The sequence below is a fragment of the Yoonia vestfoldensis genome (genome assembly GCF_002158905.1).
In the GTDB taxonomy this organism is placed as follows: Bacteria; Pseudomonadota; Alphaproteobacteria; order Rhodobacterales; family Rhodobacteraceae; genus Yoonia; species Yoonia vestfoldensis_B.
Map to the genome: position 1 here is coordinate 3,797,735 of NZ_CP021431.1, position 24,054 is coordinate 3,821,788.

At 57.3% G+C, this 24,054-nt stretch carries 28 protein-coding genes; 25 read left to right on the forward strand and 3 right to left on the reverse strand.

Annotated features, from left to right (window positions below):
* Positions 1-3 precede the first annotated feature (3 nt).
* The 3 genes from LOKVESSMR4R_RS19055 (at position 4) to LOKVESSMR4R_RS19065 (ending at position 1,873) form a co-directional block, all read left to right on the forward strand.
* The gene (locus tag LOKVESSMR4R_RS19055) at positions 4-1,125 is read left to right on the forward strand and encodes a ParB/RepB/Spo0J family partition protein (RefSeq protein ID WP_087212151.1); all 1,122 of its coding nucleotides are present in this window, start codon (positions 4-6) and stop codon (positions 1,123-1,125) included.
* Positions 1,126-1,229: 104 nt separating this feature from the next.
* Positions 1,230-1,472 carry a type II toxin-antitoxin system Phd/YefM family antitoxin gene (locus tag LOKVESSMR4R_RS19060; protein WP_087212154.1) on the forward strand — a complete coding sequence of 81 codons (243 nt, stop codon included), beginning with the start codon at positions 1,230-1,232 and terminating at the stop codon, positions 1,470-1,472.
* On the forward strand, positions 1,472-1,873 hold the full coding sequence (locus LOKVESSMR4R_RS19065; RefSeq protein WP_087212157.1) for a type II toxin-antitoxin system VapC family toxin: 402 nt from the start codon (positions 1,472-1,474) through the stop codon (positions 1,871-1,873). The genes LOKVESSMR4R_RS19060 and LOKVESSMR4R_RS19065 overlap by 1 nt, the downstream gene beginning before the upstream one ends.
* 35 nt (positions 1,874-1,908) lie before the next feature.
* Here the strand turns inward: LOKVESSMR4R_RS19065 and LOKVESSMR4R_RS19070 are convergent, their stop codons facing one another.
* Positions 1,909-2,769, reverse strand: coding sequence for a tyrosine-type recombinase/integrase (locus LOKVESSMR4R_RS19070; RefSeq protein ID WP_420645921.1), 861 nt, complete (start codon positions 2,767-2,769; stop codon positions 1,909-1,911).
* A gap of 95 nt (positions 2,770-2,864) precedes the next feature.
* Here LOKVESSMR4R_RS19070 and LOKVESSMR4R_RS20345 point away from each other — a divergent pair, with 95 nt between their 5' ends.
* The 7 genes from LOKVESSMR4R_RS20345 to LOKVESSMR4R_RS19100 are packed head-to-tail and all read left to right on the forward strand — an operon-like array spanning position 2,865 to position 7,378.
* Positions 2,865-3,035, forward strand: a complete 171-nt coding sequence (locus tag LOKVESSMR4R_RS20345) for a hypothetical protein (RefSeq protein WP_162290746.1) — start codon at positions 2,865-2,867, stop codon at positions 3,033-3,035.
* 34 nt (positions 3,036-3,069) lie between these two features.
* Entirely contained in the window at positions 3,070-3,489 is a 420-nt protein-coding gene (gene phnG, locus LOKVESSMR4R_RS19075) for a phosphonate C-P lyase system protein PhnG (RefSeq protein WP_024899711.1), read from the forward strand.
* Complete coding sequence (gene phnH, locus LOKVESSMR4R_RS19080) at positions 3,486-4,061, forward strand: phosphonate C-P lyase system protein PhnH (RefSeq protein ID WP_157898282.1); 576 nt, start codon at positions 3,486-3,488, stop codon at positions 4,059-4,061. Before phnG ends, phnH begins: the two co-directional genes overlap by 4 nt.
* The gene (locus tag LOKVESSMR4R_RS19085) at positions 4,045-5,058 is read left to right on the forward strand and encodes a carbon-phosphorus lyase complex subunit PhnI (protein ID WP_087212160.1); all 1,014 of its coding nucleotides are present in this window, start codon (positions 4,045-4,047) and stop codon (positions 5,056-5,058) included. Before phnH ends, LOKVESSMR4R_RS19085 begins: the two co-directional genes overlap by 17 nt.
* The gene (locus LOKVESSMR4R_RS19090; RefSeq protein WP_036541494.1) at positions 5,051-5,896 is read left to right on the forward strand and encodes an alpha-D-ribose 1-methylphosphonate 5-phosphate C-P-lyase PhnJ; all 846 of its coding nucleotides are present in this window, start codon (positions 5,051-5,053) and stop codon (positions 5,894-5,896) included. Before LOKVESSMR4R_RS19085 ends, LOKVESSMR4R_RS19090 begins: the two co-directional genes overlap by 8 nt.
* Positions 5,889-6,656, forward strand: a complete 768-nt coding sequence (locus LOKVESSMR4R_RS19095; RefSeq protein WP_036541488.1) for an ATP-binding cassette domain-containing protein — start codon at positions 5,889-5,891, stop codon at positions 6,654-6,656. Before LOKVESSMR4R_RS19090 ends, LOKVESSMR4R_RS19095 begins: the two co-directional genes overlap by 8 nt.
* An 8-nt stretch (positions 6,657-6,664) precedes the next feature.
* Positions 6,665-7,378, forward strand: coding sequence for an ATP-binding cassette domain-containing protein (locus tag LOKVESSMR4R_RS19100; RefSeq protein ID WP_087212163.1), 714 nt, complete (start codon positions 6,665-6,667; stop codon positions 7,376-7,378).
* Between the two features lie 63 nt (positions 7,379-7,441).
* Here the strand turns inward: LOKVESSMR4R_RS19100 and LOKVESSMR4R_RS19105 are convergent, their stop codons facing one another.
* Complete coding sequence (locus tag LOKVESSMR4R_RS19105; RefSeq protein WP_204248701.1) at positions 7,442-7,885, reverse strand: DUF6118 family protein; 444 nt, start codon at positions 7,883-7,885, stop codon at positions 7,442-7,444.
* A 50-nt stretch (positions 7,886-7,935) separates the two neighbouring features.
* Here LOKVESSMR4R_RS19105 and LOKVESSMR4R_RS19110 point away from each other — a divergent pair, with 50 nt between their 5' ends.
* The 3 genes from LOKVESSMR4R_RS19110 to LOKVESSMR4R_RS19120 all read left to right on the forward strand — a co-directional run bounded on the left by LOKVESSMR4R_RS19110 (position 7,936) and on the right by LOKVESSMR4R_RS19120 (position 11,536).
* On the forward strand, positions 7,936-9,576 hold the full coding sequence (locus LOKVESSMR4R_RS19110) for a DUF4158 domain-containing protein (RefSeq protein ID WP_087212166.1): 1,641 nt from the start codon (positions 7,936-7,938) through the stop codon (positions 9,574-9,576).
* 49 nt (positions 9,577-9,625) lie between these two features.
* The gene (locus tag LOKVESSMR4R_RS19115) at positions 9,626-10,864 is read left to right on the forward strand and encodes a Tn3 family transposase (RefSeq protein WP_157898283.1); all 1,239 of its coding nucleotides are present in this window, start codon (positions 9,626-9,628) and stop codon (positions 10,862-10,864) included.
* 111 nt (positions 10,865-10,975) lie between these two features.
* Positions 10,976-11,536: a recombinase family protein gene (locus tag LOKVESSMR4R_RS19120; protein WP_047998007.1), complete on the forward strand. Its 561-nt coding sequence runs from the start codon at positions 10,976-10,978 to the stop codon at positions 11,534-11,536.
* Here the strand turns inward: LOKVESSMR4R_RS19120 and LOKVESSMR4R_RS19125 are convergent.
* Positions 11,511-12,554: a helix-turn-helix domain-containing protein gene (locus tag LOKVESSMR4R_RS19125; RefSeq protein WP_087212171.1), complete on the reverse strand. Its 1,044-nt coding sequence runs from the start codon at positions 12,552-12,554 to the stop codon at positions 11,511-11,513. The two genes, LOKVESSMR4R_RS19120 and LOKVESSMR4R_RS19125, sit on opposite strands and share 26 nt — an antisense overlap.
* A gap of 355 nt (positions 12,555-12,909) precedes the next feature.
* Between LOKVESSMR4R_RS19125 and LOKVESSMR4R_RS19130 the strand changes: the two genes are divergently transcribed.
* From LOKVESSMR4R_RS19130 to LOKVESSMR4R_RS19185, 12 genes are all read left to right on the forward strand, one after another.
* Positions 12,910-13,377, forward strand: a complete 468-nt coding sequence (locus LOKVESSMR4R_RS19130) for a helix-turn-helix transcriptional regulator (protein WP_087212174.1) — start codon at positions 12,910-12,912, stop codon at positions 13,375-13,377.
* A 441-nt stretch (positions 13,378-13,818) separates the two neighbouring features.
* On the forward strand, positions 13,819-14,562 hold the full coding sequence (locus tag LOKVESSMR4R_RS19135) for a TcpQ domain-containing protein (RefSeq protein WP_157898284.1): 744 nt from the start codon (positions 13,819-13,821) through the stop codon (positions 14,560-14,562).
* 2 nt (positions 14,563-14,564) lie between these two features.
* Positions 14,565-16,025, forward strand: coding sequence for a hypothetical protein (locus tag LOKVESSMR4R_RS19140; protein WP_087212181.1), 1,461 nt, complete (start codon positions 14,565-14,567; stop codon positions 16,023-16,025).
* Entirely contained in the window at positions 16,025-17,329 is a 1,305-nt protein-coding gene (locus LOKVESSMR4R_RS19145; RefSeq protein WP_087212183.1) for a hypothetical protein, read from the forward strand. Before LOKVESSMR4R_RS19140 ends, LOKVESSMR4R_RS19145 begins: the two co-directional genes overlap by 1 nt.
* Positions 17,319-19,652 carry a hypothetical protein gene (locus tag LOKVESSMR4R_RS19150; protein ID WP_157898285.1) on the forward strand — a complete coding sequence of 778 codons (2,334 nt, stop codon included), beginning with the start codon at positions 17,319-17,321 and terminating at the stop codon, positions 19,650-19,652. Before LOKVESSMR4R_RS19145 ends, LOKVESSMR4R_RS19150 begins: the two co-directional genes overlap by 11 nt.
* Positions 19,652-20,386 (forward strand): hypothetical protein, encoded by a 735-nt coding sequence (locus LOKVESSMR4R_RS19155; protein ID WP_087212188.1) that lies wholly within the window; start codon positions 19,652-19,654, stop codon positions 20,384-20,386. The genes LOKVESSMR4R_RS19150 and LOKVESSMR4R_RS19155 overlap by 1 nt, the downstream gene beginning before the upstream one ends.
* Positions 20,383-20,637 (forward strand): hypothetical protein, encoded by a 255-nt coding sequence (locus LOKVESSMR4R_RS19160; RefSeq protein WP_087212191.1) that lies wholly within the window; start codon positions 20,383-20,385, stop codon positions 20,635-20,637. The genes LOKVESSMR4R_RS19155 and LOKVESSMR4R_RS19160 overlap by 4 nt, the downstream gene beginning before the upstream one ends.
* The gene (locus LOKVESSMR4R_RS19165) at positions 20,637-21,365 is read left to right on the forward strand and encodes a hypothetical protein (protein WP_087212194.1); all 729 of its coding nucleotides are present in this window, start codon (positions 20,637-20,639) and stop codon (positions 21,363-21,365) included. Before LOKVESSMR4R_RS19160 ends, LOKVESSMR4R_RS19165 begins: the two co-directional genes overlap by 1 nt.
* The gene (locus LOKVESSMR4R_RS19170; RefSeq protein ID WP_087212197.1) at positions 21,362-21,790 is read left to right on the forward strand and encodes a hypothetical protein; all 429 of its coding nucleotides are present in this window, start codon (positions 21,362-21,364) and stop codon (positions 21,788-21,790) included. Before LOKVESSMR4R_RS19165 ends, LOKVESSMR4R_RS19170 begins: the two co-directional genes overlap by 4 nt.
* Positions 21,783-22,238, forward strand: a complete 456-nt coding sequence (locus LOKVESSMR4R_RS19175) for a hypothetical protein (protein WP_157898286.1) — start codon at positions 21,783-21,785, stop codon at positions 22,236-22,238. Before LOKVESSMR4R_RS19170 ends, LOKVESSMR4R_RS19175 begins: the two co-directional genes overlap by 8 nt.
* A gap of 11 nt (positions 22,239-22,249) precedes the next feature.
* Positions 22,250-22,834 carry a hypothetical protein gene (locus LOKVESSMR4R_RS19180; protein ID WP_157898287.1) on the forward strand — a complete coding sequence of 195 codons (585 nt, stop codon included), beginning with the start codon at positions 22,250-22,252 and terminating at the stop codon, positions 22,832-22,834.
* Positions 22,818-24,005, forward strand: coding sequence for a hypothetical protein (locus LOKVESSMR4R_RS19185; RefSeq protein WP_157898288.1), 1,188 nt, complete (start codon positions 22,818-22,820; stop codon positions 24,003-24,005). Before LOKVESSMR4R_RS19180 ends, LOKVESSMR4R_RS19185 begins: the two co-directional genes overlap by 17 nt.
* Positions 24,006-24,054 lie beyond the last annotated feature (49 nt).

Consider the following 24,054-nt stretch of genomic DNA (forward strand, 5'->3'; position numbering starts at 1 on the left):
TGAATGGTTAAGAAGCGCTCCGTCTTCGATATCAATTTTGAACCCGAAGACAATGAAGAGTTCCCCGCGGGGAACCCGTCACCGATGGAAACAAAATCTTCCAACGTGCAAGGCCATCCGTTTCAAAACCGCGAAGCCGTTCCTGCGCGACGTGGGCCGATGGCCAGTGCGATTGCAGAGACCGCCGATGCAACGGCTGAGCGTGCTTCGGCAGAGGCAGCGATCCGCGCGGAAAACGATGCTTTGGCGCATGAACATGTGCGTCTGAAAAAGCTGGGGTTGATTACCGATCTGATCAAAACCTCTGATGTGCTGATGACAAAGCTGACGCGCGACAGGTCCGCCAATGCTGATCCTGATCTGGCAGAACTGAAGGAATCGATCAAATCGGTCGGCCTGTCGAACCCGATCCGTGTTGAACAGACCGCCGATGGTTTCGAGCTTATTCAGGGGTATAGACGCCTGACGGCTTTTATCCAATTGGCAGAGGAAACCGGCGATCCACGGTATACGCGGATCCCGGCAGCGATGGTTCCCCGCGGGGAACCGCTGGTCACATTGTATCGCAAGATGGTCGACGAAAACCTGATCCGCAAAGATCTGTCATTTGGTGAAATGGCCCAGCTCGCGCTGTCCTATGCGCGGGATGAGGGCGTGTCATCGGGTGATGCTGTATCAACGCTTTATGCCTCTGCGCTCAAGCAGAAGCGCACCTACATCCGGCAATTCGCCCGCGTTCTTGAAGCGTTGGATGGTGCGGTGCGTCACCCCGAAGCGATACCGCGCGCCTTGGGTCTGGACCTTTACAAGATGATCGAGGTAGAGCCGGACCGCAGGACAAGCATCATCGCGGCGTTGCGTGAACTGCCTGATCGGGATGCGGATAAAGAAGTGCAAATGTTGCGCGACAGCTTTGCTGCCCTCAAAAAGCCAAGACGACAGATGCCCCCTAAAACGGTCTCCAAGACCTCGCTCCGGCTGGGTCGCCCCGAAGGCGAGGTACGTGTGACTGCGTCGGACGGCAAGATCGAGCTACGACTGAACAGGGATTTTTCTGCAATCTCTCGGTCAAGACTTCAGGAAGGGATTGAGGCGCTTTTGACGTCATTGGACAAGGACTCCTAGGGCTCTGGCGGGCTTGGGGCAGGGTAGGGGCGTTGTGCGTCTTCTTGACTCCGTCACCTTCACGCTTTAAATGTCTAGCTAGATAGCTAGCTAGGATGACGCTCATGTGGACCGTTCAGGATGCGAAGAACAAGTTCAGTGCGGTGGTTGATGCCGCGTTGGCAGGGACCCCGCAAGAGGTGACGCGCCGTGGCAAGCCTGCGGTTGTTGTGCTGTCTGCCGATGAATATCATAGACTTGTTGAAGGGGCTGTGAAGGCGCGGGGAAGCTTTGCAGAGCATTTGATGGCATTTCCCGGGGGCGATTTCCCACGGGCATCTGCCACCCTGCGTGATGTAAGCTTTTGATGTACATACTCGACACGAACGTCATCTCGGCCGTGCGTCGTCCGGACCGCGCACCCAAGGTAGCCGCCTGGTTGCGAGGCAAGGCAGAACAGGACCTCTTCCTGAGTGTTGTGACATTGGGCGAAATTGAGCGTGGCATTCGCCAGCAGGAAGCCCGGGACCCCGGGTTTGCGCAGGATCTTCGGTCTTGGCTTGATCAGACTATCATGCTGTTCTCGGATCGGTTGCTTTCTTTCCAGGCCGAGGATGCCCGCATCTGGGGCCGGCTTTCGGCCGAGATAGGTCACACTGGCGCGGATCTAATGATTGCTGCGTCGGCGCTACGCCACGGCGCGATTGTTGTTACGGGGAATGTGAGTGACTTTGCGCCAACAGGGGCTGCGGTCGAAGATCCGTTCTGAAAGCAAGATGCCATTCGATAGGGCAGGGAGGGGTCTTACAGTCCCGCGGCCTTTGTCAGGTTCACGCGGAACCTGTCGCGCCTGCGCTGATAGCGGCGGGTCATTTCGGCGCTGGCATGGCCCAGCTGCTTTTGAACGTAGCGTTCGTCGACCTCAGCAGAGCTTGCCAGACCGGCGCGCAAGCTGTGCCCGGAAAACAGTGCAAGGCGGTCCTTCTCGGGCAGCTCGGATCGGATGCCTGCGTCTACGACTGTGCGCTTAATGAGCCGCGCAACGTGCTTATCATTCAGGCGCGTTTCGGATGCCCTTTTGCCGTCGCGCGAGGTGCCGACGAAGATCGGACCAAAGTCGATCTTTGCGAAGTGCAGCCATCGTTCGAGGGCATGAACGGGGCAGGTCTGTTCGGACGATCCGCGGCCGATTTCGACCTCGCGCCAGCCGGTCTTGCCGCGTAGCGAGATAAGCGCACCATTTTTCAGGATTTCGATCCAGCCACCACTGTCGAGCGTGTCGTCCTTGTGCACGTCGAGGCTGACGATCTCTGACCGCCGCAGCCCGCCAGCAAATCCCAGCAGCAGGATCGCCCGATCCCGTAATCCGCGCAGGTCGAAAGGCAGAGTGGCTACCATCGCGAGGATGTCTTCGGCCAGGATTGCTTCCTTCTGCACAGGTGGGCGCGTGTGTTTGCGCTTGATGCCAGCGAGCACGGTCGCGATGTGACGGTTTTTGCGATCGAGTGCAAAGCCCCGTTGCGCATAGTTCCACGCAAGGCCGGACAGACGCCGGTCAATTGTCGATACCGAAAGGGCAGGGGAGGGGCCCGACCCGGAGGCGAGATCGGCGATGTAAAGCCCGATCATCTCGGATGAGGCGGGAAGGGGCTCGGCACCCTTCATCCGGCACCAGCGTGCGAAGTGCGCCCAGTCCTTGGCATAGGCCTTCAAAGGGGAAGTATTATTTCCGCTTCAGCTATCGTGGCACCGTGGTCGAGGTGACGATCCGGCCCGGCCATGTGCGCGGCGAGTTCATCGAGCTTGCCCGCAAGGAAGGTCGCTCAGCCGAGGAAGAAACCCGCCTTGCCGCGCTGAAGCGCGAAATGCGCGACCGTCTCGTGCCGCTTGCGCCCGAGGATGTCTATGACGCCAAGGTCAGCCGTGCCTGAGCACTGTTCCACCGAGGGCGGGCGGCGTGAATGGATGGGTGTGCTTGCCCGCGCGCCCATCGATCTCCTGAGATCGGCCTTCGACGGCAGCCGGCAGCGCCACTTGGCGCGCCGGCTTGTCGGACCCGAGGTCGGCCTTCTCCAGTTGCGTGCGAAAGCACCCGTAACGGGAACGCCCTTCCATCTCGGCGAGGCGACCATGACGCGCTGTGTCGTGGAGATCGATGGTCGGCGCGGTTATGCCGTGGTGCTTGGCCGCGATCCGGAGCGGGCGGAGCTTGCCGCCTTCTTCGACGCGCTGCTGCAAGATCCGCAGTCCCGCGCCTTGCTCGCATCGGAACTGCTGCAGCCGGCCGAAGACGCCATCATGGCGCGGCGATGCCGCAAGGCCGAGGAGGCGCAGAAGACGACGGCGCATTTCTTCACCGCGGCGAGACAAGGAAGTGCACCGTGAAAATCGAGATAGACCAGCGAGGCGCGGACCGCATCCACGAGGACCAGCGCGCATTCCGCCGGCTTCTGGAAGCCTTTTCCTACCCCGGCAAAGTCGTCGTCCTTGCTGAAGGCCAGGCGGCGCACGCGGTCGTCCTGTCAACGTTGGCCGACACCACGACACCGCTCTGGATCGACGAAAGCTTCGCGGATATCCGGGATCGCGCCGTCGCGGCACGGTGGCCGATGGCGGATCGAGCCTCCTGCACCTTTGCGCTCTGTCGTGGCGAGATGCTGGATCGGATCGATGTCTTTCCGAAGGGGACCCCGGCCGACCCGCATCTTTCCGCCACCGTCATTGCGGAGGTCACGGGCCTTTCGGGTGGCGCGGCGCTCAACCTTTCGGGGCCGGGAATCGGACCCGGGGCCCGCACCTTCGCCCCCCTTGGCCTGCCGGCGGCGTTTCTTGCGCAATGGACGTGCAACAACGCTGCCTATCCGCTCGGCATCGACCTCATCCTAACGGCGGGAGATCGCTGCGCCTGCCTTCCCCGCAGCGTGAGGCTGGAGATATCCGATGTACGTTCCCGTTAAGGGCGGCGAGGCTGCCATCGCCGCAAGCCTCGACGTATTGGCGCGCAGGCGTCGGGGAGATTCCATCGTGCCGGAACTCACGGTCGCCCAGATAAGTGAGCAGATGCGGGGTGCGGTGGACAGGGTGATGACCGAAGGCGCGCTCTACGACCGGGACCTTGCCGCCCTGGCGCTGAAACAGGCGCAGGGCGACGTAGCGGAGGCGACGTTTCTGCTGCGCGCCCATCGTGCGACCTTGCGGCGCATGGGCCATAGCGCGCCCATCGATTTTTCCGCCATCCGTCACGACCGGCATATTTCCGCCACCGTAAAGGAATTGCCGGGCGGCCAGATCCTCGGCGCAACCTACGACTATACCCACCGGCTGCTCGATTTCTCTCTCATGGAAGAGGCAGCTTCTTCTCCACTTCCCGAGGAGGCTGTGAGCACTTCATGCGCGCCTCCCTCATCCCGATGCTGCGATCGCCTTGCCGGGGAGGGCCGGGAGCCGGAGGAAGCGCCGGTCGACATCACGCGGGTGCCGCTGCGCCCTCCCTACGGCGCATCCGAAACGCTCGGCCATCTGGTGCGCGGCGAAGAAGGCTTCCTGACGGGCATTGCCTATACGCGCCTTCGCACCGCCGGCGCATCCCATCCCTATGTCGAGGAGCTTTCCGCCGGGGAGGTCGAGGTTTTCGTCGAACTGGAGGATATCGGCCTCACCGTCTCCGTCGGCGATATCGAGGTGACGGCCTGCCGCATGGTGGCCCCGGTACTCGACGGGCGGCAATCGCATCTGTCTGCGGGCTTCGGCGTTGCCTTCGGCGCAAACGAGCGCAAGGCGGTGGCGATGGCGACGGTCGATCAGGCTCTGAAATCCGGGCTCGATCCGGACTTAGTGCTGGGGCATGGCGACGGGGTCGAGGCGAGCGGCTACGTCTCGCATCTCAAGCTGCCGCATTACTCCGATTTCCAGGCCGATCTCGAAACGATCCGGAGGCTTGCCGGCGATGACTGAGACCTTCGCCTACCTCGATGAAGACAGCAAACGCTCCGTCCGTCGCACCATTCTGAAAGCACTGGCCGTTCCCGGTTACCAGGTGCCCTTCATTGCGCCGGAAATGCCGATCGCCTATGGCTGGGGCGTTGGCGGCATGGTCGTGACGGCAAGCCTCATCGGTGAGGATGACCGCCTGAAGGTGACCGACCACGGCTCCGACGAGACCGTGAATGCCGTCAATATCCGCGCCTTCTTCACGCGCACCGCCTTCGTTGCCACCACGACCCTGACCCGCGAGGCGACGCTGATCCAGGTCCGCCAGCGCGTGCCCGAGGCGATGCTCGCGGAAGGACAGGTCGTCGTTTACCAGGTGCCGCGGCCGGACCCGCTGCGAGCCTTCGTCAGTTCAGCCGGAGAGGCGGCGCGCATGCACGCTGCCGCTGATTACGGCCGGGTCTATACGCGACTCTTCGAGGAGAGGACGGGAAGCGGCAGTATCGCCCAGCCTGGCTACGACTATCCTGCCATGGTGGTAGGCCGCTATCTGATGTCGCCTTCTCCTATCCCCAAGCGCGACAATGCCCGCCTCGACAATTCGCCGGCCATCCAGATATTCGGCGCGGCGCGCGAACGCCGGCTCTATGCCCTGCCGCCCTATACGCGCGTGGAAAGCATCGCCTTCGAGGACGTTCCCTTTGACCCCGGCTATCCCTCGGACGGACGGCGCTGCGTGATATGCGGCTGTACCACGAGCCATCTCGACCACCTTCTCCTCAAGGACGACGGAACGAGCGAATGGGTCTGTTCGGACACGGAATGCTGTGCCGAGCGCATGGAGGAAGCCGCCAGTGCCTGATCTGCCGCAGCCCCTCCTGACGCTTGATGGTATCTCCTTTGGCGGGCGCATCGTGCGAGGTGCTTCGCTTTCGCTCTATCCAGGCGAGGTTCTTTGTCTCGTTGGAAAATCCGGCGCGGGAAAGTCGACGCTGCTGCGCACGGCCGCCGGATGCCTGCCTCCGACGAAGGGTCGGGTCCTGCTCTCGGTCGATGACAGGGCGTCGCTGTCTCTCTACGATCTGCCCGAACAGGCCCTCGTCCCACTCCGCCGGCGGCGGTTCGGCTTCGTCGCACAGGACGCCCGCGAGACGCTCGACCTGGCCGCGAGCGCCGCCGCCAACATCGCCCAGACGCTCTTCGACAATGGCGAACGCCACTTCGGCCGGGCCTTGGAGGCAGCACGGCACTGGTTTGCGGCACTGGACCTTGATGAAGCGCGGATGCGTGACCTGCCGGGTGTGTTTTCAGGCGGCATGCAGCAGCGGCTGCAAATCGCTCGCGCGCTCGTGCACGAGCCGGACATCCTGTTCCTAGACGAACCGACGACGGGCCTCGACACGTCCGCCCAGGCGCGGCTCCTGAGGCTCTTGTCCGAACTCCAGCGCCGGACGGGCGTGGCGATGCTGCTCGTGACCCACGACTTGCGCATAGCCCGACTCCTCGCGCACCGCGTCATCGTTCTGCACGAGGGGCGGATCGTCGAGGAAGCGCCGCCGGACCGATTGGTTACCGATCCCTGCCATCCAGCAAGTCGCGATCTCGTCGCGTCGATGATTTGAGTATTCGAATGACGATTCTGTGTGTTGAAGGCCTTGCGAAACGTTATGGCGACCGGACAATCGGCCCGGCGACCTTCACGCTGACGGCGGGCGAGGTGGGACTGGTCGTCGGCGGCTCGGGCTCGGGAAAATCGACGCTGCTGGACCTTATCTACGGTACGCGCGTGGCGAGCGCGGGCACGGCGATCCTGGATACCGGCGGGTGGCGGCGCGATCTTCTCACCCTTTCCGTGGTGGAACTGATCTCGATCAGGCGTTCAACCATTGGCTATTGCACGCAGTTTCTGACAGCTATTCCGGGCAAGTCCGGACGCGACCTTGCCCGAGAGACGGCCGCGCCCGGCACTTGCCTCACCGAAATAGAAGGGCTCTTTGAGCAGTTGGCGCTGCCGCCACATATATGGGACCTGCCTGCCGTGACCTGGTCCGGTGGAGAGAAGCAACGTCTCAACATCGCGCTCGCCGCCTTGCGGCGACCGCGGATACTTCTACTCGATGAGCCCTTCGCCTCGCTCGATCGACCGCTGCACCCCATCATTTGGTCCTTCCTGTCTGACTTGGCGAAAGCGGGCACCGCGTTGCTCATCGGCGTGCACCAAACCGAGGACGGCATCCCAACGGCAAGGACAGCGGTCTCACTGGATCCAACAAAAGCCGAACTACCTCCTAAACACAAGCCGTTCCACCTTGCCTTCACTTCGGAGACTCAGGATGCTACGTAATACGTATTTTACTATCAAAAAGAACGGGTTGTCCGAGCTGGCGCGAAACGCGCATGCGAAATCTCAAAGGCCCTCCTTCGGCGCGGGCACAGTAATGTTGCACTTCTGATCCTTGGCCGTCTGCCTGGCCTTCTCCAAGCACGCGGAAATCTCCCCGCCGCTGGCCTCATAGAACCCGGCCCCCCATTGCATCTTTTTGACGCCGATAGGATCCACAGAGTTGATCATGGCATATGCCGCGTTGATGCGGTCGTTACCCATGACAAGGCTTGCAACATGGCTGTCTGCCGAGAAGGGCAAAAAGCGCGGCAAGAACGCCAGCAGGAACGCCCCGGCTATGATGCCGATCCCGCCCGCCATCCACATGCGGAAATCCTGATCCTTCCGATGAAAGGCGCTCTTGTTATGGGAGGCAAGCACGCTGCTGATGCGCTCGAGGTCGGCCCTGTACGCACGAAGGGGGTCAAAAGCGGCCACATTTTCGGGTTGTGCGTTTTGAGTTGACATAGCGGGATGATCCGTATGTATGCTCCGATATAGTTTAATTTGGAGCGGACATGGAACAACTTTGGTCAGCGGAGGCCCTGCGGTTACATTGGGTTTTGCAACCCTCAGAGCAGCCGCTGCTGAAGGGGTTGTCTGGTCCGAAGCGGCTTGTGCTCGGATACTACCTGAAGTTTTTCCAACGCCATGCCAGATTTCCTAACCGAATGGATGCTATACCAGAGATTGTTGCTCAGTTCTTGGCGGAGCAGATCGAGTATGACGGTCCACTGCCATCAGATGTGCCAGAGCGCTCGGATCGCCGGTATCGCCGTCTGGTTTCGGACCATTTGCGGCTCCGACGGTTTGATCAAGCCGCTTCAGGCGAGTTTGTGAAATGGCTTGTGGCCGAGGTCTTGCCGAACGCACCGCAGGTGTCCGCGCTTGATGAGCGAATGACGGCGTGGTTTCTGATCAACCGCTTCATCCAACCTGACCAATCGCGTTTGGACAAGCTGGTGGCCCAGTCAGAACGCCGGTTCGATCAGATGCTGTGCGCCAAGATTTCAGGGCGGCTGGTGTTGGCGCACAAACACGCCTTGGATGCTTTGCTGACGACTGATGAGGCCGCATCGCGATTTGCGCAGCTTGCGCGAGGTCCAGGCGGGACAAGCGTACAGGCCGTTCAGGATGCTGTGGTGCGGTTAGAGATGGTGCGTGCCATCGGCCTTCCTGCAGATCTCTTGGACGGTGTCTACCCAGACCATATCGCCAATCTGGCCCGGCGCGCCGCCAGCGAGGATGCTTGGGACATGCGCCGCCGTCCTGAGGTCGTGCGCCATGCCCTGCTGAGTTGCTTTTGCGCAACCAGGGGCACAGATTTGACAGATGATCTGAGCGATTTGGTGATCAGCATCATCCACAAGATCTCTGCGCGCGCTGAGAGTAAGGTGATCAAGGAATACGTTGCCGATTTCCGGAAGGCGGAAAGCAAAGACACGCTTCTGGGCAAGATCGTGCTCGCGGTCGATGGGCAGCCGGACGGTGACATTCCGCAGGTCATCTACCCAGTGGTCCCGCGCGAAACGATCCGTGATCTCGCACAAGCCTACCAGGCGGACACGCCTTCCTTCACGACCCGCGTGCATCACACAATTCGCCGCTCTTATGCGCGGCATTATCGGCGCGTCCTGCCGGTAATCTTGAAAGCGCTGACATTCCGGACCAGCAGTGCCAGTGCGGAGCCGTTGTTAGCCGCCCTTTCTATATTGACCGAGCCATCGGATCGGAAGCCGCAGTTTTACGCTGAGAGTGAGGTGCCGATCGACGGTGTCGTCCGCCCAAAATGGCGCGATATTGTCCTCGAGATGGGCCGTGGGGGCGTGAGCCGCGTCAATCGGATCAACTACGAGATATGCGTCCTGCAAACCCTGCGCGACAAACTGCGGACAAAGGAAATCTGGATAGAGGGCGCGAAGCGATATTGTGATCCGGACCAAGACCTGCCCGCCGATTTTGATGCGCGCCGCGCGCACTACTTTAATCTTCTTAATCAGCCCCAAGACGCGGATCAGTTTGTCCAAGCTTTGCGGGATAACATGAGAAACCGCCTTGATCTCCTTCGATCAAAGCTTCCCGGCCAACAAGGATGTCACACTCAAGTCCCGGGGTGGCGGCACGCGCCTGTCTCTACGCCCCTTGAAGCCACAAACTGATCCTGTGGGGCTTGAAGACCTGAAAGCAGAGCTCGGCCGACGGTGGCCGATGACCAGCCTGCTTGATGTGCTGAAGGAAGTTGACCTGCGCACGGAGTTCACGCCGCTGTTCCGTGCGGCGGGATCTCGGCAGACCTTGCCACAGGAAGAGGTCTCCCGGCGCCTCTTGCTGGCCCTGTTTGGGATCGGGACGAATATTGGGCTCAAGGCCATTGCGGCGGGCCCCCATAAGGTCAGCTACAAAGAACTGCTCTACATCCGGCAACGCTTCGTTCACAAAACAGCGCTTCAGGATGCAACCCGGCGGATTGCAGACGCCACCTACCGCATCCGAAGCGCCGATATCTGGGGAGATGCGGGCACGAGTTGTGCCTCGGATTCCACGCAGTTGGCTTCCTGGGACCAGAACCTGATGACAGAGTGGCACCAGCGCTATGGCGGGCGCGGGGTGATGATCTACTGGCATGTTGATAAGCAGGCCACCTGCGTCCACTCACAGATGAAACAAGTCTCGTCTTCAGAGGTCGCTTCCATGATCGAAGGCGTGCTGCACCACGGCACGGACCTGGATATCGACCGCCAGTTTGTTGATACCCACGGGCAAAGTGTCGTGGGGTTCGCCTTTTGCCATCTTCTCGGCTTCGACTTGATGCCGCGCCTGAAGGGTATCGCCAACCAAAAGCTCGCCCGCGCGGACAAGCAAACCGACCATCGCTTCGCAAATATCGAGTCTATTTGCATGGCCCGGCCCATCGACTGGGGTCTGATCGGGCAGCATTACGATGAGATGATCCGCCTTGCGAGCGCCCTCAAGCTGCGGACAGCAGACGCGGAAACCATCCTACGCCGCTTTACACGGGGCCAAACGCACCCGGTGTTCTCGGCGCTGTTGGAATTGGGCAAGGCGGTTAAAACGATCTTTCTGTGCCGGTATCTCGGCAACGCGGAGCTGCGCCGCGAGATCCATTCTGGACTCAATGTTATAGAGCGCTGGAACGGGGTGAACGACTTCATCTTCTACGGCAATGGCAATGAGCTGGTGTCCAATCGTCGTGACGATCATGAAATCTCTGTCCTCAGCCTGCATCTGCTGCAAGCGGCGATGGTCTACGTGAACACCCTTATGATCCAGGAGGTGCTCCGTGAGCACGCCTGGCGCGAAAAAATGACAGACCGAGACATGGCGGCGCTGAACCCACTGCCGCACAGCCACTTCAACCCATACGGCGTCTTCGATCTTGATATGGACACGCGTTTACCTCTCGAAGAGGTGAGGATGGCAGCATGACATGTTCCGAAACTTATAACAAACGGAACGACCTTTTTGTGCGCAAAATCAGCGCCTTGTAAAATCCGTATATTTGTTCCGTATGTGGCGCCTTAAATCCGGGCAAAATCCATGCTGATCGGGTACGCGAGGGTCTCGACGACTGGCCAGAACCTAGAAAGTCAGATCGAACACCTCCAGAGCGAAGGTTGTGACACGATCTTCCAGGAAAAAATCACGGGGTTTGACCGGCGCAGGCCTCAGCTTGAAAAGATGATCGCTTCCCTACAGCCCAGTGATACGTTGGTCGTCACCAGCCTCGACCGTCTGGCCCGATCAACCAGTGATCTCTTCGTGATTACCCAGAAGGTAGAGGCCGTCGGAGCATCATTCCGCTCCCTGCGGGAACCCTGGGCCGACACAACAAGCTCCATGGGAAAGTTCTTACTTACTGTTTTTGCTGGACTTTCTGAACTTGAACGCAACATCATCAATGAACGCACAGAAGAAGGACGGACCTCCGCAAAGAAACGCGGCGTGAAGTTCGGACGCAAGCTGAAGCTGACACCACACCAGCAGGATCAGGTCAGGGCCATGCTCAAAGAGGGAAAATCCATTCGTGCCATCGCGCGCGACTTCAACGTCGGTGTCGCAACAATCGACCGCATCAAGCGCACAACAGCACTCTCATGAAATGTGGCCGTTTTTGAACCCCTTCGTGCGTACGGGGCCAATTGGCCCAGTCTGCACCGGAGATGCCCTGCATCTGAGCAAAATCGGCTGCCGCTGTACAGATTACGCGCCAGCTCATGGCCTGTCCGGGCTCTATGCCATCTTTGTACATGGTCAATATCTCAGCAAACTGCTCGCTTGCCAGTTCGTGCACCTGTGCGGGTGTTGTGCGGACGTTTCGGCTGGGTCTTTCTTCATTCTCAGCCCTTGTACAAGTTTTGGTATTAATTACGGTTTTAGTATAGGGTCGGTCCAAACTGTCCGACCGCGCGGCCTCAACTGTCTGACCGGTGGTGGTTGAGAAATCGGCCAGGATGGCTTCCAGCGCGTCAATCACGGCTTCAATTTTTTTGAGATCGTTGATTTCACTGGGCCGCAGGCGGGGCAGGGCGGCACGCGCCGCCCGGAGCGCTTCATCCGCCTTGAGTGCTCTGATTTGCGCGATCAGGTCGGCGGCGGTACGCCGCGATGTCTTTAGCTGATTGGCAGCCACAGTGGTTAAGCGGTGATAGGCAATAATGTCTGGCATGCGGTTGATGAGCGGCGCGAAATTGATACCTGCCGCGATTTCGATGACACCGTCTGCACGGCGCCGTCCAAACCGGAAACCGTTTCCGCTGGATGTTTTTGCGATCAAGTCCGCACGAATGAGGCGTTGTTCGATGCGGTTAATTTGCCTGGTCAACAGGCCTAGCTGATCGGCGATGTGTGTGACGCTCTCCCAGACGACACAAATACGTCCTGGCAAGAAATCTTCACGGCGAAGCTTGCGCATCATGAGGCGCAGATATGCCAGATCCTCGTCACGCAACTGAAGCTTTCCGCGCAACGACTCCAATAAGTCGGTTATTGCCAGAGGCTTAATACCATCCGGTAACCCATCGTGTGTCATCTTGAGCGGTGATGTGTTGGTACCCGTCTGCGGTTGCGTAAGCGCGTGCGCTTCGCAGTCTGTGATTGATTTGAATTGATATGTCATAGCCGTTCCCTGTTCGACCCAGATCGAACGCAGCCCACTTGACCTTAGAGTGCAAAAATTTGTTCGCTCAAGAGCGGTTTTTGCTTGCTTAGACAGGGGGAAATGGCTAGGAATAAGGTGTTCAGTTATTCCTGAAGAGGTTTCGCCGTCTCTTCTAGCCACTTCTCCCACCAAGCTTCGGCTTTGGTGGGTTTTGTGTTTTTGGGACCTGGGTGATTGCCTCCTGTGTCGTTTTGACTGGTTGAACCTTTAGTGGTTCGGATACCTGCATACGCGACATGTAGGGATTCTGGCAAGCGTAAGCATTGTAATATTGTAAATCTCATTCATGTTGAGATTGTGCCAGTCATGACTCATGACCCAAGATACAGATGACAGCCACGTTTTTTTTTCCAGGGCTATGAAACATATCCGGTTACAGCGAAAGCTTTCTCAGGCTGAGTTGGCTGAGGTAAGCAAGCTTTCGATCGTTACCATCAATCATGTTGAAGGCGTAAAGCGTCGTGTCAGCCTAACTACTCTTGAAAAAATCGCCTCCAGCTTGAATAGTAGCGTGTCGGAGATGATGAGGTCGGGGGCTATTTTGCATTCTCAAGAGGACAGTGTGACCACCCGGCTTTTACTTTCAAGGAATGTACGTAAGTTCCGTGAAGAGCGCGGTCTTAGCCAGGAAAACTTGGCAAGCCTTGCCGGTGTTTCCACATCGACGGTGGCAAGTATCGAAAACACCCGAAAAGCCGCAACTATAGATGTAGTCCATGCGCTCGCAGGAGCGTTTAAGGTAGATGTTCATCATCTGTTCTTGCCGCTAGCGCCTGAATAGTCTACCAGTATCTGCGTACTTTTAAGTATCCCTTGACCATCGTGCATCGTTGCTTTAGGAATGGTGCTGAAGAGAGGGGTGTTTATTTATGACTCATGCATTTCGACATGTGGTTACCGTTTCGGCTGGCCTCTCGGCTGCCACCGAAACCGCGAACACCCCCGGTGTCACCTTACCCCCGAGTCCGTACGGCGCTGAGCTGTTGGCGGAAACAAACTTGCGTGGTTCTTCCTCAGTCACGGCAGCAAGATCCGGGCTGATGTGGAAGCCTTACAATGCTGAAGGCCTCAAGAGCTGCTCTGTAGCCGTACAAATCGGACGCTGGCGAAAATTGACGACGAATAATCACCCGAACAAGCAAGATTGTTACGAAAGAGGGTTTGATGTGCGCAACAGTTCGGCAATAGTCCAAAATATTCAAAAAGATATATCGTAAGAGATTTGGAATTACTGAATATGAACAAGGGTTTGCTTGGTGTGATCGTGTTGGCGTCAATCTCGACGTCAGTTGAAGCGGAGATTATCCGCTGTCCTGACTGGCAGTCGCTGGTTGCATCGGAGCGATCTGCGGTCGTGCGCAGCACTGCGGCCCCGGCTGGAAACTTCGATGCTACGCTGGCGCGTACACGCGCCACACTCAACGTTGGTGAGCCTTTGGATGCCACGAATCTGGGTGGTCAAGTTGCTGCTGCCGCCGCCGTCACAGCACCATCGTGCACTTACACTGTTCGCCCGGGAGACACGCTTTACAGTATTGCCAGGACACAGCTTGGCGATGCGGCCGGTCATCGGGCAATCATATCGGCCAATCGTGCTGTTCTCCAAAATCCTGATGTTATTCGCGTTGGCTCCGTGCTGACGCTTCCGTGTGGTCCGGCGGCCACAGCGGGGCAGGGCGGTGGTTCTTCTCCCGCTGCTGCTTCTGCCCCGCAGGCTGCTCCTATTCCGACATGGTCTGCCCGCCGCGGGGAAACCTTCACATCTACGGTGGAAAAATGGGCGCGTGCGGCTGGTTATACAGTGGTGATTGAAACTGCTGAGGACTGGACCTTCGCCGTCGATATCAATGAGCGTGGCTCTTTCCGTGATGTGCTTCAGCGCGTTGTTCGCGGTCTGGGTGCGCAGGGGACCCCGCCAGCCGTGCAGATTTTCAGCAATAATGTCGTCAAAATAGGTGGGCTGTAAGAATGCGCCGTTTACTCCAATCCTCGGCGGCTCTCGCCCTTGTCCTCGCACTGTCTGCTTGTGAAACGATCGATCAGGCGGACCAGCAGATTAACGAAGCAGCGCGCCTGACCAATGAGCAGGCTGCACGTCTTGCGGCTGCGCAGCGCGGTGAGGTCCAGATCGTAGATCGACCATACTTCGGTGAGGCCGTTCGGGTGCCTCTTGGCGAAACGCGCGGGCAGCCGATCCCAAGGGAATTCGAAGCGGCGAAGGGCGTTGATATCGAGCTGCGCAACGAAGGCATCAATGTATTCGCCGATAAGGTGACCACTGCGACTGGTATCCCAGTCAATATCCGAACCGTTTACACGTCAGAGAATTGGAACTCTGTTGATGTGCGGGCTGGGGCGTCCATGCGGTTGCATCACGTTGGCGCTTTGTCGCGTGCGCTGGACATAGTTGCGTCACGCACCGACACGGTTTGGCACTATGACGGCAAGGCGATCACCTTTGATACGATGGTCCGTACCAGCTACCAAATCCCTCTGCCGACCGGTTCGTCCTCGTTCTCGTCGTCTGTGAATGGCCTGCAGGCAGGGGGCTCGTCTGTCTCTCTGACGCGCGGCGTCGAGTTGGACCCATGGGGTGAGATCGAGAACCGGCTGGCTGCGGTTGTTGCACCACCTGCTGAGTTCCAGCTCAACCGCAATGCGGGCACGGTTACAGTGCTGGGCCAACCGAGTGTTCAGAAGGAAGTTGAGCGCGTCGTGGATGAGTTCAAAGCGATCTATGGCGCGCGGATCGGTCTTGAGATTGGCATCTTTTTTGTCGACAGCGAAAAGCTGTCCCAATTCGAAGGCGGTATTGAGGGAGCGGGATCCAACTATTCGGTGTCCGGCCTAGCCACCGCACTTTCTGGTAATGGTGTGGCGACACTCAGCCGTGGCGCCGAAACGCTGTCATTTCGCGCGCTTGCGCAAAATGAGGCTGTTGTGGACTTTCGTCAGGCTTCGACAATCGCCCAGTCAGGCGTCTGGTCTCCGACCGTTATCAAAAATACCACGAATTATGTCTCAGGCACGGAAACAAGCACGACCGATGGGGTGACGTCGACGTCGATCACCACCGGCTCGATCGACAGTGGTTTGTCGATCCACGCTCTGCCGCGTATCGTGAACAACGGCAAAATCCATCTCAACCTGACCTTGCTGCAAAGCAGCCTGAACGGGCTTGATGAGTTCACATCGTCCAACAGCACCGTGCAGTTGCCCTCTGTCGACGAACGTGCGCTGCAAAACGATGCAATTCTGTCGCCGGGTGAAACGCTGGTCTTGGCGGGTTACGAACAGGAATATGCTACTCGCGCTGTGCGCCGCAATAACCTCTTTCTTGGCGGTAGCAATGACGCGGAAATCCGCAAAGTACGGATGATCGTGCTGGTGCGGCCTGCCATCCTGCCGACTGTCGAGGATCGCCGCTGATGTCTGCGCAGCTGGCCACATATCATGCAATAAAAGTCGGTGTTGGCTTTTCGTGGCAGCTGCGCGATGCGCCTGTTGGTTTGCAGCGCATCAAGTTTGGTGCGCGAGGGCAGGGGTATGTCTCGTTTAACAACCAGACTGCGGATACCGACGAGATCTCGCTTTTGGGCAGGGTGCCCCTCTCGTGGATGGTCGGTCAACTGATCAAGGAGCAACAGGGGATTTCTGCTGTTGTTCTCTTACTCGATGATGGACGCCACTTTGGTGTGCACATTGAACAAGGGGTCCCGCTTGTTGAGCCGGAGCATTTGTTTGACGACAGCCAGTCGGCAATGGAATGGGCCATCCAGTCCAAGCGATCTTCATTTGCCGACGCCATTTTTGTCGCTGCTGACTTTCTGGACCTTGCGCGCACTGTTGATACAGGTGTCTCGCCAAAGGTATTGCCTGAATTCGGAACGCTGGACGAAGAACTACTTGCGGCTGCGCCGCAGGTGCAGCCGTATCGCATAATTACGAACAAGAGCATCGGCGTTGCCGGGCTTGCGGTCGGTGTGATGGCTGCGGGTATTATGGCCTTCCCGTTCGCCGTTGAGATGTTCAGGGGCAAGCCTGATGCGCAAGAAGTCACGCAGTTCATTCCGACTGTCGATCTTGCTGTCGATATGAACGACTTCGCACAGACTTGCGTGAATGCCTTGGGCGACGAATGGCCAGGAGTTCCAGGGTGGAAAGTAGCGAGGGCTGGCTGCGCTCTGCCGGGGGCGCCGCGCCCGATCGGCGATATGAATGCTGCGGTTGCATGGAAAGAATATGAGCGCGTGGTGATTGGTCTGCCCAACCCTGCATCAGGCATTACCTCTGCCCGCATGGCTTCGTATATGTTCCAACAATGGCCGTTTGAGGAACGTGTCATTGAAGGACAGATTTTGGCCGCACGGCCGATTGATTTGTCCTGGCAGGTATTCACGATGAGTGATGTCGTCTTGCCGGAGTTCCGCACGCGTGTGGAAAACGCGTTTGCTTCGGTTCTGGCTGCAGACTTGCCACAAACCCTTTCCGTGCAAAGTGACCCAGCCCAACCACCGGTTCCAACCTTTGCGACCGTGACGTTGGACACGTCGATGCTCGACGCTTTCGAGCGATCTTTGTTCATGGCGTCCACCGATGTTCTGGCAATTGCCGAGGGCACTGACGGTCAGACCACGATCACGCTGGAAGATCGGCGTGGCCGGCTGACAATCAACGAAGCGGATATGGCCCAGTATATCTCTGTCACCGAGGAGACACCGAATGAGTATTAAAAACCACCTTACAGCAACTGTCTCATCGGCGTGTCTGGTGCTGTACACATCCGCGCCGCTGTCTGGTCAATCGATTGCCGATCTTATTACGGGCCGTGCGGAGCAGAGTGTTGATCGTGTCATGCGCAATCAAAACATCAATGCTGCGCACCAGGCGATGATGGCGATGCAATCTGCCCACACCCTGATGAAACGGCTGATACAAATCTCCGATTTGCGCGACGAATGGAATAATAATGACGGCGGTTTTCTGGCGATTGAGAAATGGGTTAAAGATAACGAGGGAAGACTTGATCGTAATATTTACCCCTACGAATACAGACACGTAGATGGCGCTGTTCCATTTCAAGAACGTCTGCATGGCCGCTCCAATTACAACATCAAATACAGGGTCTGCGGTGTCGGCGACATAAACCCGACAACGGGTCTGCCAGATCGGGGGTATCGCTACGCGCTGTTGACGATCCTGCCCAAGCTACCGGTCGGCTATGATAGTATTTTAGAGGTGACGGGTACGGCGGGGCTGCACGAGTTGAACCTGCGCGAAGTGTCCTTGATGCCGGATGATAGGCGCGGGCGGGGCACCATTGGTGTTCTCAACGCTTCGGATGAGATGACGACCCTCGATGGCAGTACTGCAATCCCGCTGCCAGATTGCATTACCGACAGCGGTGATTGGTATGCTGAGTCGCGGACTTTTGACCCTGAAACGCTGGCCATCTTTGAGTGGGTGACGCCGCGCGAGCTGAACTTTATCCATAAGATGCAGGCTGGCGCTGTAACCGATACCGCTCTTTGCAGAGAGCCATTTGTTGCGTCCGAATACGGCGTGCCGGCCGATCAGATAATAGGGCAAGCGCAGTTTGCCCGCGGGCGTTTGCATGTCAGTCTGTGGGGTGATGACAATCCAACGACTGATCGTGGTCGCGCGATTAATCCAGACAACGGGACGCCATCGGATACGTCCGACGATGGTTTTATAAGCGATTGGGCCTATACAGGCGGGTGCCGTGCGCCACGTGAGAACGATGGTTTGCTGACAGAGGCATGCACATGGACGGTTGCAGGTGTGGCATCTGAAAGCATCCGCGTCTGGCGTATCCAGCAGCGTGAAATCCCACCAGCGCGGGGGTATTATCTTGAAGGTGAGGCTCCTGTTTACGCGCCTATCGCTGGAACGGCTGTCTTCCATCAGGGGCTGTGTGATGGGGACGCTGTGCAGCCACGCGTTTTGGAAACCCAAGCATCAAACGTCGAGCGCCAAACTGGCCTGCAATGCAGCGGCAGCTTCCCCGATGGGACGTGGGATCGGCAGCGCAGCTACACGGACACGACTGGGAGCGTTGCCAATGCGCGACCACCGATGGAATGGACGACGCGCAACTATGGCAACTGGGTGACCACGCGCAACGGGTGTTCCAACACGACCAACCGGTCCGAGCGTCAGACGCAGGTGGTCAATGGCTGCCTCGATCAATACCGCGATGTGACCGTGACCACTGTCTCTTATGCGAGCGGTGCGGCTGCATCGGTCAGCAGTTCAAATCCAGCGTGGATAAATGGTGCAAACCGGTGCTTCACCAGTAACGATAGAGATAGCAACCGTGGCTACTATGACGTCGATGGCGACGGCAAGGGTGATTTTCCGACAGAAGCCGATGCGCGAAAGTACATGAGGGAGAACGGCCAGTCGACCGTCCACATCAAAAAAGTCGATACCTGCAATTTCAGATGCGATGGGTCGTCAGTGGATAGAGCGAGCGGAGATAATCGAACATCCCAGACAACTGGCTCTACTGGGGATAGTGCTTGGCAGAAGGTAAAAAACTTCTTCACCGGTGGAAATAAATCGTCCGGCGGTGGTGGCGGTGGTAGTGGCGGCGGCAGTAGCTGCTTCGTTGCCGGCACGTTGGTCACGATGGCAGACGGGTCTAAAAAACGGATCGAATTGATCGAGCCTGGCGATTTTGTTCTGGACGGCGGCGAGGTCATTATGACGGGGCAGTTCCTGCCTGCGCTGATGTATAACCTTGGCGGGGTGCATGTGTCTGGCAGCCACTTGGTTGCGTATCAGGATCGTTGGATTCCTGTCGAAGATCATCCAGATGCCGATTTCATCGGTCTTGCAGATGGCCCAATTTACAACATCGGCACGGCGAACAACACGATGGTTTGCTCGGGTATTCTATTCGCGGATCACCTCGAGATCAATCCCGATCTGGTCGCAGAAGCGCTGACGTATACGGCGGTCGAGGCTTTGGCGGAATTGAACGCGCCGCCGCGCAAAGCGCTCCTCAAAAAACTGATGACGGGGTTTCTGTAATGGTCATTTCATCAAAATTGAAACTTATCCTGATTGCCATAATTGTTCCTTTGGTCGCAGGCTGCTCGGATGGAGCATATCGCTCTTTTGAGACCGTAAGCTATGACCATTGGGGCGTGCAGGGCCGGTTCAAAACGAGGGATTTTGTTTTCCAGAATGTCACGCAGTCAGATCTTGTCACGCTGCTGTCAGGGAAGACCTTTGTCGGCTATCAAGAAAGTGATGGACTGGGTAGAGGGTATGGTGCTCTTACAGTTGAGTTTTATGATCCATCAGGTGAGTTAGCATATTGTATTGTGAGCTATAAAACTGGAAAGCCTGTTCGTGGCGATGCATTTGCTATGAAGCGGTGGATCTCGACTACTGCCAATAATCAAAATATCGGTTATCAATTGGCTGAAATGGAAGTCATCGAACTAGCCGGTCATTCAAGTTATGGCATTGTACAATACGATGGATCTCTAGGAAGGATAGCCAACATTGGCTATGAGAGCCCATTTATGCGTGATATTAGCAAAGGCCACCTTCAGAACGGCATCCCTGCAGCGGTCTATACTGCCTGCCCTGAATTCCCTTCAGCGGAAAGCCTTGGCACGTTCGTAAACCACAACCAGACCTCGTGGAACTACTTCGAGCTGGTGGAGCAGGATGCGGGCGACCGCGTGATCCGTCCTGATCTTGTCACGGAGTTCACACCGGTTCCGCTGAACCCTGCAGTGGCGGTGGCGCAATGACCGGCCACAGCAAAATAGTCGAAGATCATCCAGATGCCGAGTTCCTCGGTCTTGCCGACGGTCCAATTTACAACATCGGCACGGTGAACAACACGATGCTTTGCTCCGGTATTTTGTTTGCAGATCACCTCGAGATCGATCCTGAATTGGTCTCAGAGGCGCTGACGCTCACTGCGGTCGACGCTTTGGCGGAATTGAATACGCCGCCGCGCAAATCACTCCTCAAAACACTGATGACGGGGTTTCTGTAATGGTTATTTTCTCAAAATTGAAACTGGTCCTGATTGGCATAATTGCCCCTTTGGTCGCAGGCTGCTCCGCTGGAACATATCGCTCATTTGAGACCGTAGGCTATGACCATTGGGGCGTGCAGGGTAGGTTCGAAACGCGTGATATGGTTTTCCAGAATGTGACGCAGGAAAACCTTGTCACCCTACTCTCTGGGAAGACCTTCGTTGGTTACGAAGAGAGCGATGGCCGTGGTGGTGCATATGGAGCTTTGACTGTCGAGCATTATGCCGCTGACGGTTCGTTTCAGGTTTGCAGGGTGAGCTATAAGGTTGGCAAATCGCTTGATGGCGCAGCGACAAAGCGCTGGATTTCTAGATCCGCCGACAATCACAACATTGGCTATAGGATTACAGAGTTAGAATTCATCGAAGTGAACGGCAGTTCGACTTATGGACTTGTCCAATACGATGCGTCCTTTGGTCGGTTAGCCTTCCTTGGGTACGATCGACCTGTGCTCAGGGACTATCGTAAGGGTCACCTCCAGAATGACGTCCCTGCGGCGGTCTATACTGCCTGCCCTGAATTCCCTGCGGCGGAAAACCTTGGCACGGTCGTAAACAACAACCAGACGTCTTGGAACTACTTCGAGCTGGTGGAGCAGGACGCGGGGGACCGCGTGATCCGTCCTGATCTTGTCACGGATTTCACACCGGTTCCGCTGAACCCTACAGTGGTGGTGGCGCAATGACGGGTCACAGCAAGATACTTGATCCACACACCGGGGGCTTCGGGTTGCAAACCCTCATCCCACTGGCGGACGGTCGTTTGGTTCCTGCAACGCAAATCATCACGGGCACCATGCTCGAAGGGAACCGGCTGGTCACCGAGACATACCGCTTTTGGATGCGCGAGGCGATTGAGTTCAACGGAGTTGTTTATAGTCCTGTGAATGCCCTGCAATGGCAGGGTGGTTTCAGACCTCTCATCGAAATCCTTAACATGGACCCCAATCATAAACGTCTTGGTCGGACGCAGATGATTTGTCTGGCGACAAACGATCATCGGATAGAGACGCCGATTGGTTTGATGGTGGATTTCTGGATTTCCAAAGAGCGCCGCGAGCGAATTCGCGCGATGACCGTCCAAAACCGTGCAGGTGACGTCCGTGACTGAGTATCGTCACCAGCCATTGCGTAAGGCAGATGTTTTTGAATTGGTTTCGACCTGGGCATCTGACTGGTGGGCATTGGATGATGCGGGGGCAGTGCTCACGCCTGATGTGCTGCCCGATGAGGGAGTAATTACCTTTCTCGATGATGAACCTGTTGTCGTCAGCTTTATCTACGATGTCGCGTCATCAGCAATTTCACTTCATGCCTATTTGTTGGCCTCTCCCAGCCTCGACGCAGTCGCACGGGGGCAGGCGGTGCAAGCGCATATCCCCGCCGCCGTGATGCGGTCCGAGGAACTGGGCAACAGTTATCAGATGTGGATCTGCGATCATCCCAAGCTGACCGCAAGCTTGCAGCGCGACCATGGCTTCCACGAAGGATTCACAAGCTGCGCAGCAGTCTATCGAACATCTGCCGGCGCGCAGCGCCTGGCAGCACTTGACCCGTGAGGAGCACCATTTTGAAACGCGCTATTCTTTCAAGTTTTGTTGCATGTAGTTTCGTCTGTGCGTCGAGCGCTGCTGCGGAAACTCTGCCGTTTTCCGAACTGGTTGGTAATATATCTGAGAATGATTTGTTGCAGCTACCGCCAGACTTTTTCTACGTGTTGGATGCAAAAGCCGGGCTGGCTTGGGTTCTCAATCCCGAAACCGAGTTTGCTTTTTTGGCAGGGCTCACTGCTCATGATGGCGAAGTTCATGTATTGCGGAACGGTATTCCGGAATTTTCTTTCCCGGTGGATATGCCGGTGACTACGGTCACCTATGATGGGTTCCGTCCAGAGATGCTGCCAGCATCTCGACCGCTGCTTTCCAACTTAGATGGTAAAGTGACTGTGTCTGAGCTCGAAGGTGTTCTTCCGGCGGGCAGTAAATTTGGATCACAGTTTACGGTTCAGGCCCCAGATGGGCAGATGTTGATGTGGGCGCCGGAAGAGACCGGTTCCGGCATCATCGTGATCAATTTTGACAGTGATGAACGCCGCTACGTTCCAGTGGATGTCTTGCAAAATATACTAGCAGAAGGGCTTGGCCAAGATGAGTAAGTCTTGTTTTACGGGGGCTGCAATCCTGAGTGTTCTTGGCACCGGTGTGTTTGGGCAAAGTTTTGTCGAGTCTGGTCAAGTTGTAACGCGAGCGCCTGAGGCTGATCGAGCCGCTTTGCCTGTCGTATCTGAAACCGGTGTGAACGGGCGTCTTCCCGAGGGCCGTCAGCTGACTTGCCCTGCCGATCTGCTCACGCAGGCATACAGAGAAGCGACGACCGGTTTCCAAGCTGCGTCACAGTACGTGATTACGCTGGAAGTGTTGAACCTTTGCGCCGAACACGATCGCATCTTCAAGGAAGTGGTTGAAGCCGAACGTCAGCTGATTGAATCGTATAACGCGTTGGAGATTGCAAAAGGGCAGGGCCGCCGCGCTGTTGTGACAGCGAACGACGCAGGTAGGGTGACAGAGCCCGCAGAAGCCGGATCTTCGAGCGACGCAGAGACGACCGCCGCTGGTCAGTTCCTCGCGCAAGCTGCACAATGTTTGACGTCGCAGAGCAACGATCTTTCACTTGATCGGAAAATGACCGTTGCGGTCCCCTTCAGCGCGGATGGAAAGATTGCGGGCGAGATCGCGCTGGTTGCAGTTGGTGACGGCGATGTGGATGTGGCTCAGGCAGAGTTTGTGCTTGCGGAGCAAGCCATCCTGACTTGTGGCACCGGCGGTTACGAGATCAATGGCCACGACTTTTCAGAACCTCTGAATGCTGAATTTAGTCTGAGCGATCTTTTCGCCCTGAAATTGTCGGCGCAGCAAGAGGCCGGGGTCGATGAGAATGGCTGCGCCATTCCGCGTCCTGCTGATGCTTATGAATTGGTCGGTCACCTCGCGGCCGCAGGCCGTCTGCCCTTGGCCGATCTGGCTTTGGTGGACTCGTTCGACCAAGCGACGGGCTGGTTTACACAGACGTATACAGCCCGTGCTGGCGAGGCCTTGCCAGGCGGTGTGAAGGTCCTAGCGGTCGATATCGCTGATTATGACGATCCGGCAGATGTCACCGAAGTGACGCTGAGCGATTGCGCAGGGGAGCTCAACATCAAAGCGTCTGACAGAATGGCGCCCAGGGTCGTGCAATCGCCACGTCATATTGTGACGTTTCGGAACTTGCGGACAGGTGAGGTGACCGCGCCTCCTGAACCCATCATTATCCCGCAGCGGCACGAGTAAATTTTCACATGCCTGTGGCCTGAGGGTCTGGGCTCCCCGCGAGGAACAC

Coding starts and splice junctions, on each gene's coding strand:
- LOKVESSMR4R_RS19055 (WP_087212151.1), top strand. CDS start 4: ATGGTTAAGAAGCGCTCCGTCTTCGATATCAATTTTGAACCCGAAGAC.
- LOKVESSMR4R_RS19060 (WP_087212154.1), top strand. CDS start 1,230: ATGTGGACCGTTCAGGATGCGAAGAACAAGTTCAGTGCGGTGGTTGAT.
- LOKVESSMR4R_RS19065 (WP_087212157.1), top strand. CDS start 1,472: ATGTACATACTCGACACGAACGTCATCTCGGCCGTGCGTCGTCCGGAC.
- LOKVESSMR4R_RS19070 (WP_420645921.1), bottom strand. CDS start 2,769: ATGAAGGGTGCCGAGCCCCTTCCCGCCTCATCCGAGATGATCGGGCTT.
- phnG (WP_024899711.1), top strand. CDS start 3,070: ATGGGTGTGCTTGCCCGCGCGCCCATCGATCTCCTGAGATCGGCCTTC.
- LOKVESSMR4R_RS19085 (WP_087212160.1), top strand. CDS start 4,045: ATGTACGTTCCCGTTAAGGGCGGCGAGGCTGCCATCGCCGCAAGCCTC.
- LOKVESSMR4R_RS19090 (WP_036541494.1), top strand. CDS start 5,051: ATGACTGAGACCTTCGCCTACCTCGATGAAGACAGCAAACGCTCCGTC.
- LOKVESSMR4R_RS19100 (WP_087212163.1), top strand. CDS start 6,665: ATGACGATTCTGTGTGTTGAAGGCCTTGCGAAACGTTATGGCGACCGG.
- LOKVESSMR4R_RS19105 (WP_204248701.1), bottom strand. CDS start 7,885: ATGTCAACTCAAAACGCACAACCCGAAAATGTGGCCGCTTTTGACCCC.
- LOKVESSMR4R_RS19110 (WP_087212166.1), top strand. CDS start 7,936: ATGGAACAACTTTGGTCAGCGGAGGCCCTGCGGTTACATTGGGTTTTG.
- LOKVESSMR4R_RS19115 (WP_157898283.1), top strand. CDS start 9,626: ATGACCAGCCTGCTTGATGTGCTGAAGGAAGTTGACCTGCGCACGGAG.
- LOKVESSMR4R_RS19120 (WP_047998007.1), top strand. CDS start 10,976: ATGCTGATCGGGTACGCGAGGGTCTCGACGACTGGCCAGAACCTAGAA.
- LOKVESSMR4R_RS19125 (WP_087212171.1), bottom strand. CDS start 12,554: ATGACATATCAATTCAAATCAATCACAGACTGCGAAGCGCACGCGCTT.
- LOKVESSMR4R_RS19130 (WP_087212174.1), top strand. CDS start 12,910: ATGACCCAAGATACAGATGACAGCCACGTTTTTTTTTCCAGGGCTATG.
- LOKVESSMR4R_RS19140 (WP_087212181.1), top strand. CDS start 14,565: ATGCGCCGTTTACTCCAATCCTCGGCGGCTCTCGCCCTTGTCCTCGCA.
- LOKVESSMR4R_RS19145 (WP_087212183.1), top strand. CDS start 16,025: ATGTCTGCGCAGCTGGCCACATATCATGCAATAAAAGTCGGTGTTGGC.
- LOKVESSMR4R_RS19150 (WP_157898285.1), top strand. CDS start 17,319: ATGAGTATTAAAAACCACCTTACAGCAACTGTCTCATCGGCGTGTCTG.
- LOKVESSMR4R_RS19155 (WP_087212188.1), top strand. CDS start 19,652: ATGGTCATTTCATCAAAATTGAAACTTATCCTGATTGCCATAATTGTT.
- LOKVESSMR4R_RS19160 (WP_087212191.1), top strand. CDS start 20,383: ATGACCGGCCACAGCAAAATAGTCGAAGATCATCCAGATGCCGAGTTC.
- LOKVESSMR4R_RS19165 (WP_087212194.1), top strand. CDS start 20,637: ATGGTTATTTTCTCAAAATTGAAACTGGTCCTGATTGGCATAATTGCC.
- LOKVESSMR4R_RS19170 (WP_087212197.1), top strand. CDS start 21,362: ATGACGGGTCACAGCAAGATACTTGATCCACACACCGGGGGCTTCGGG.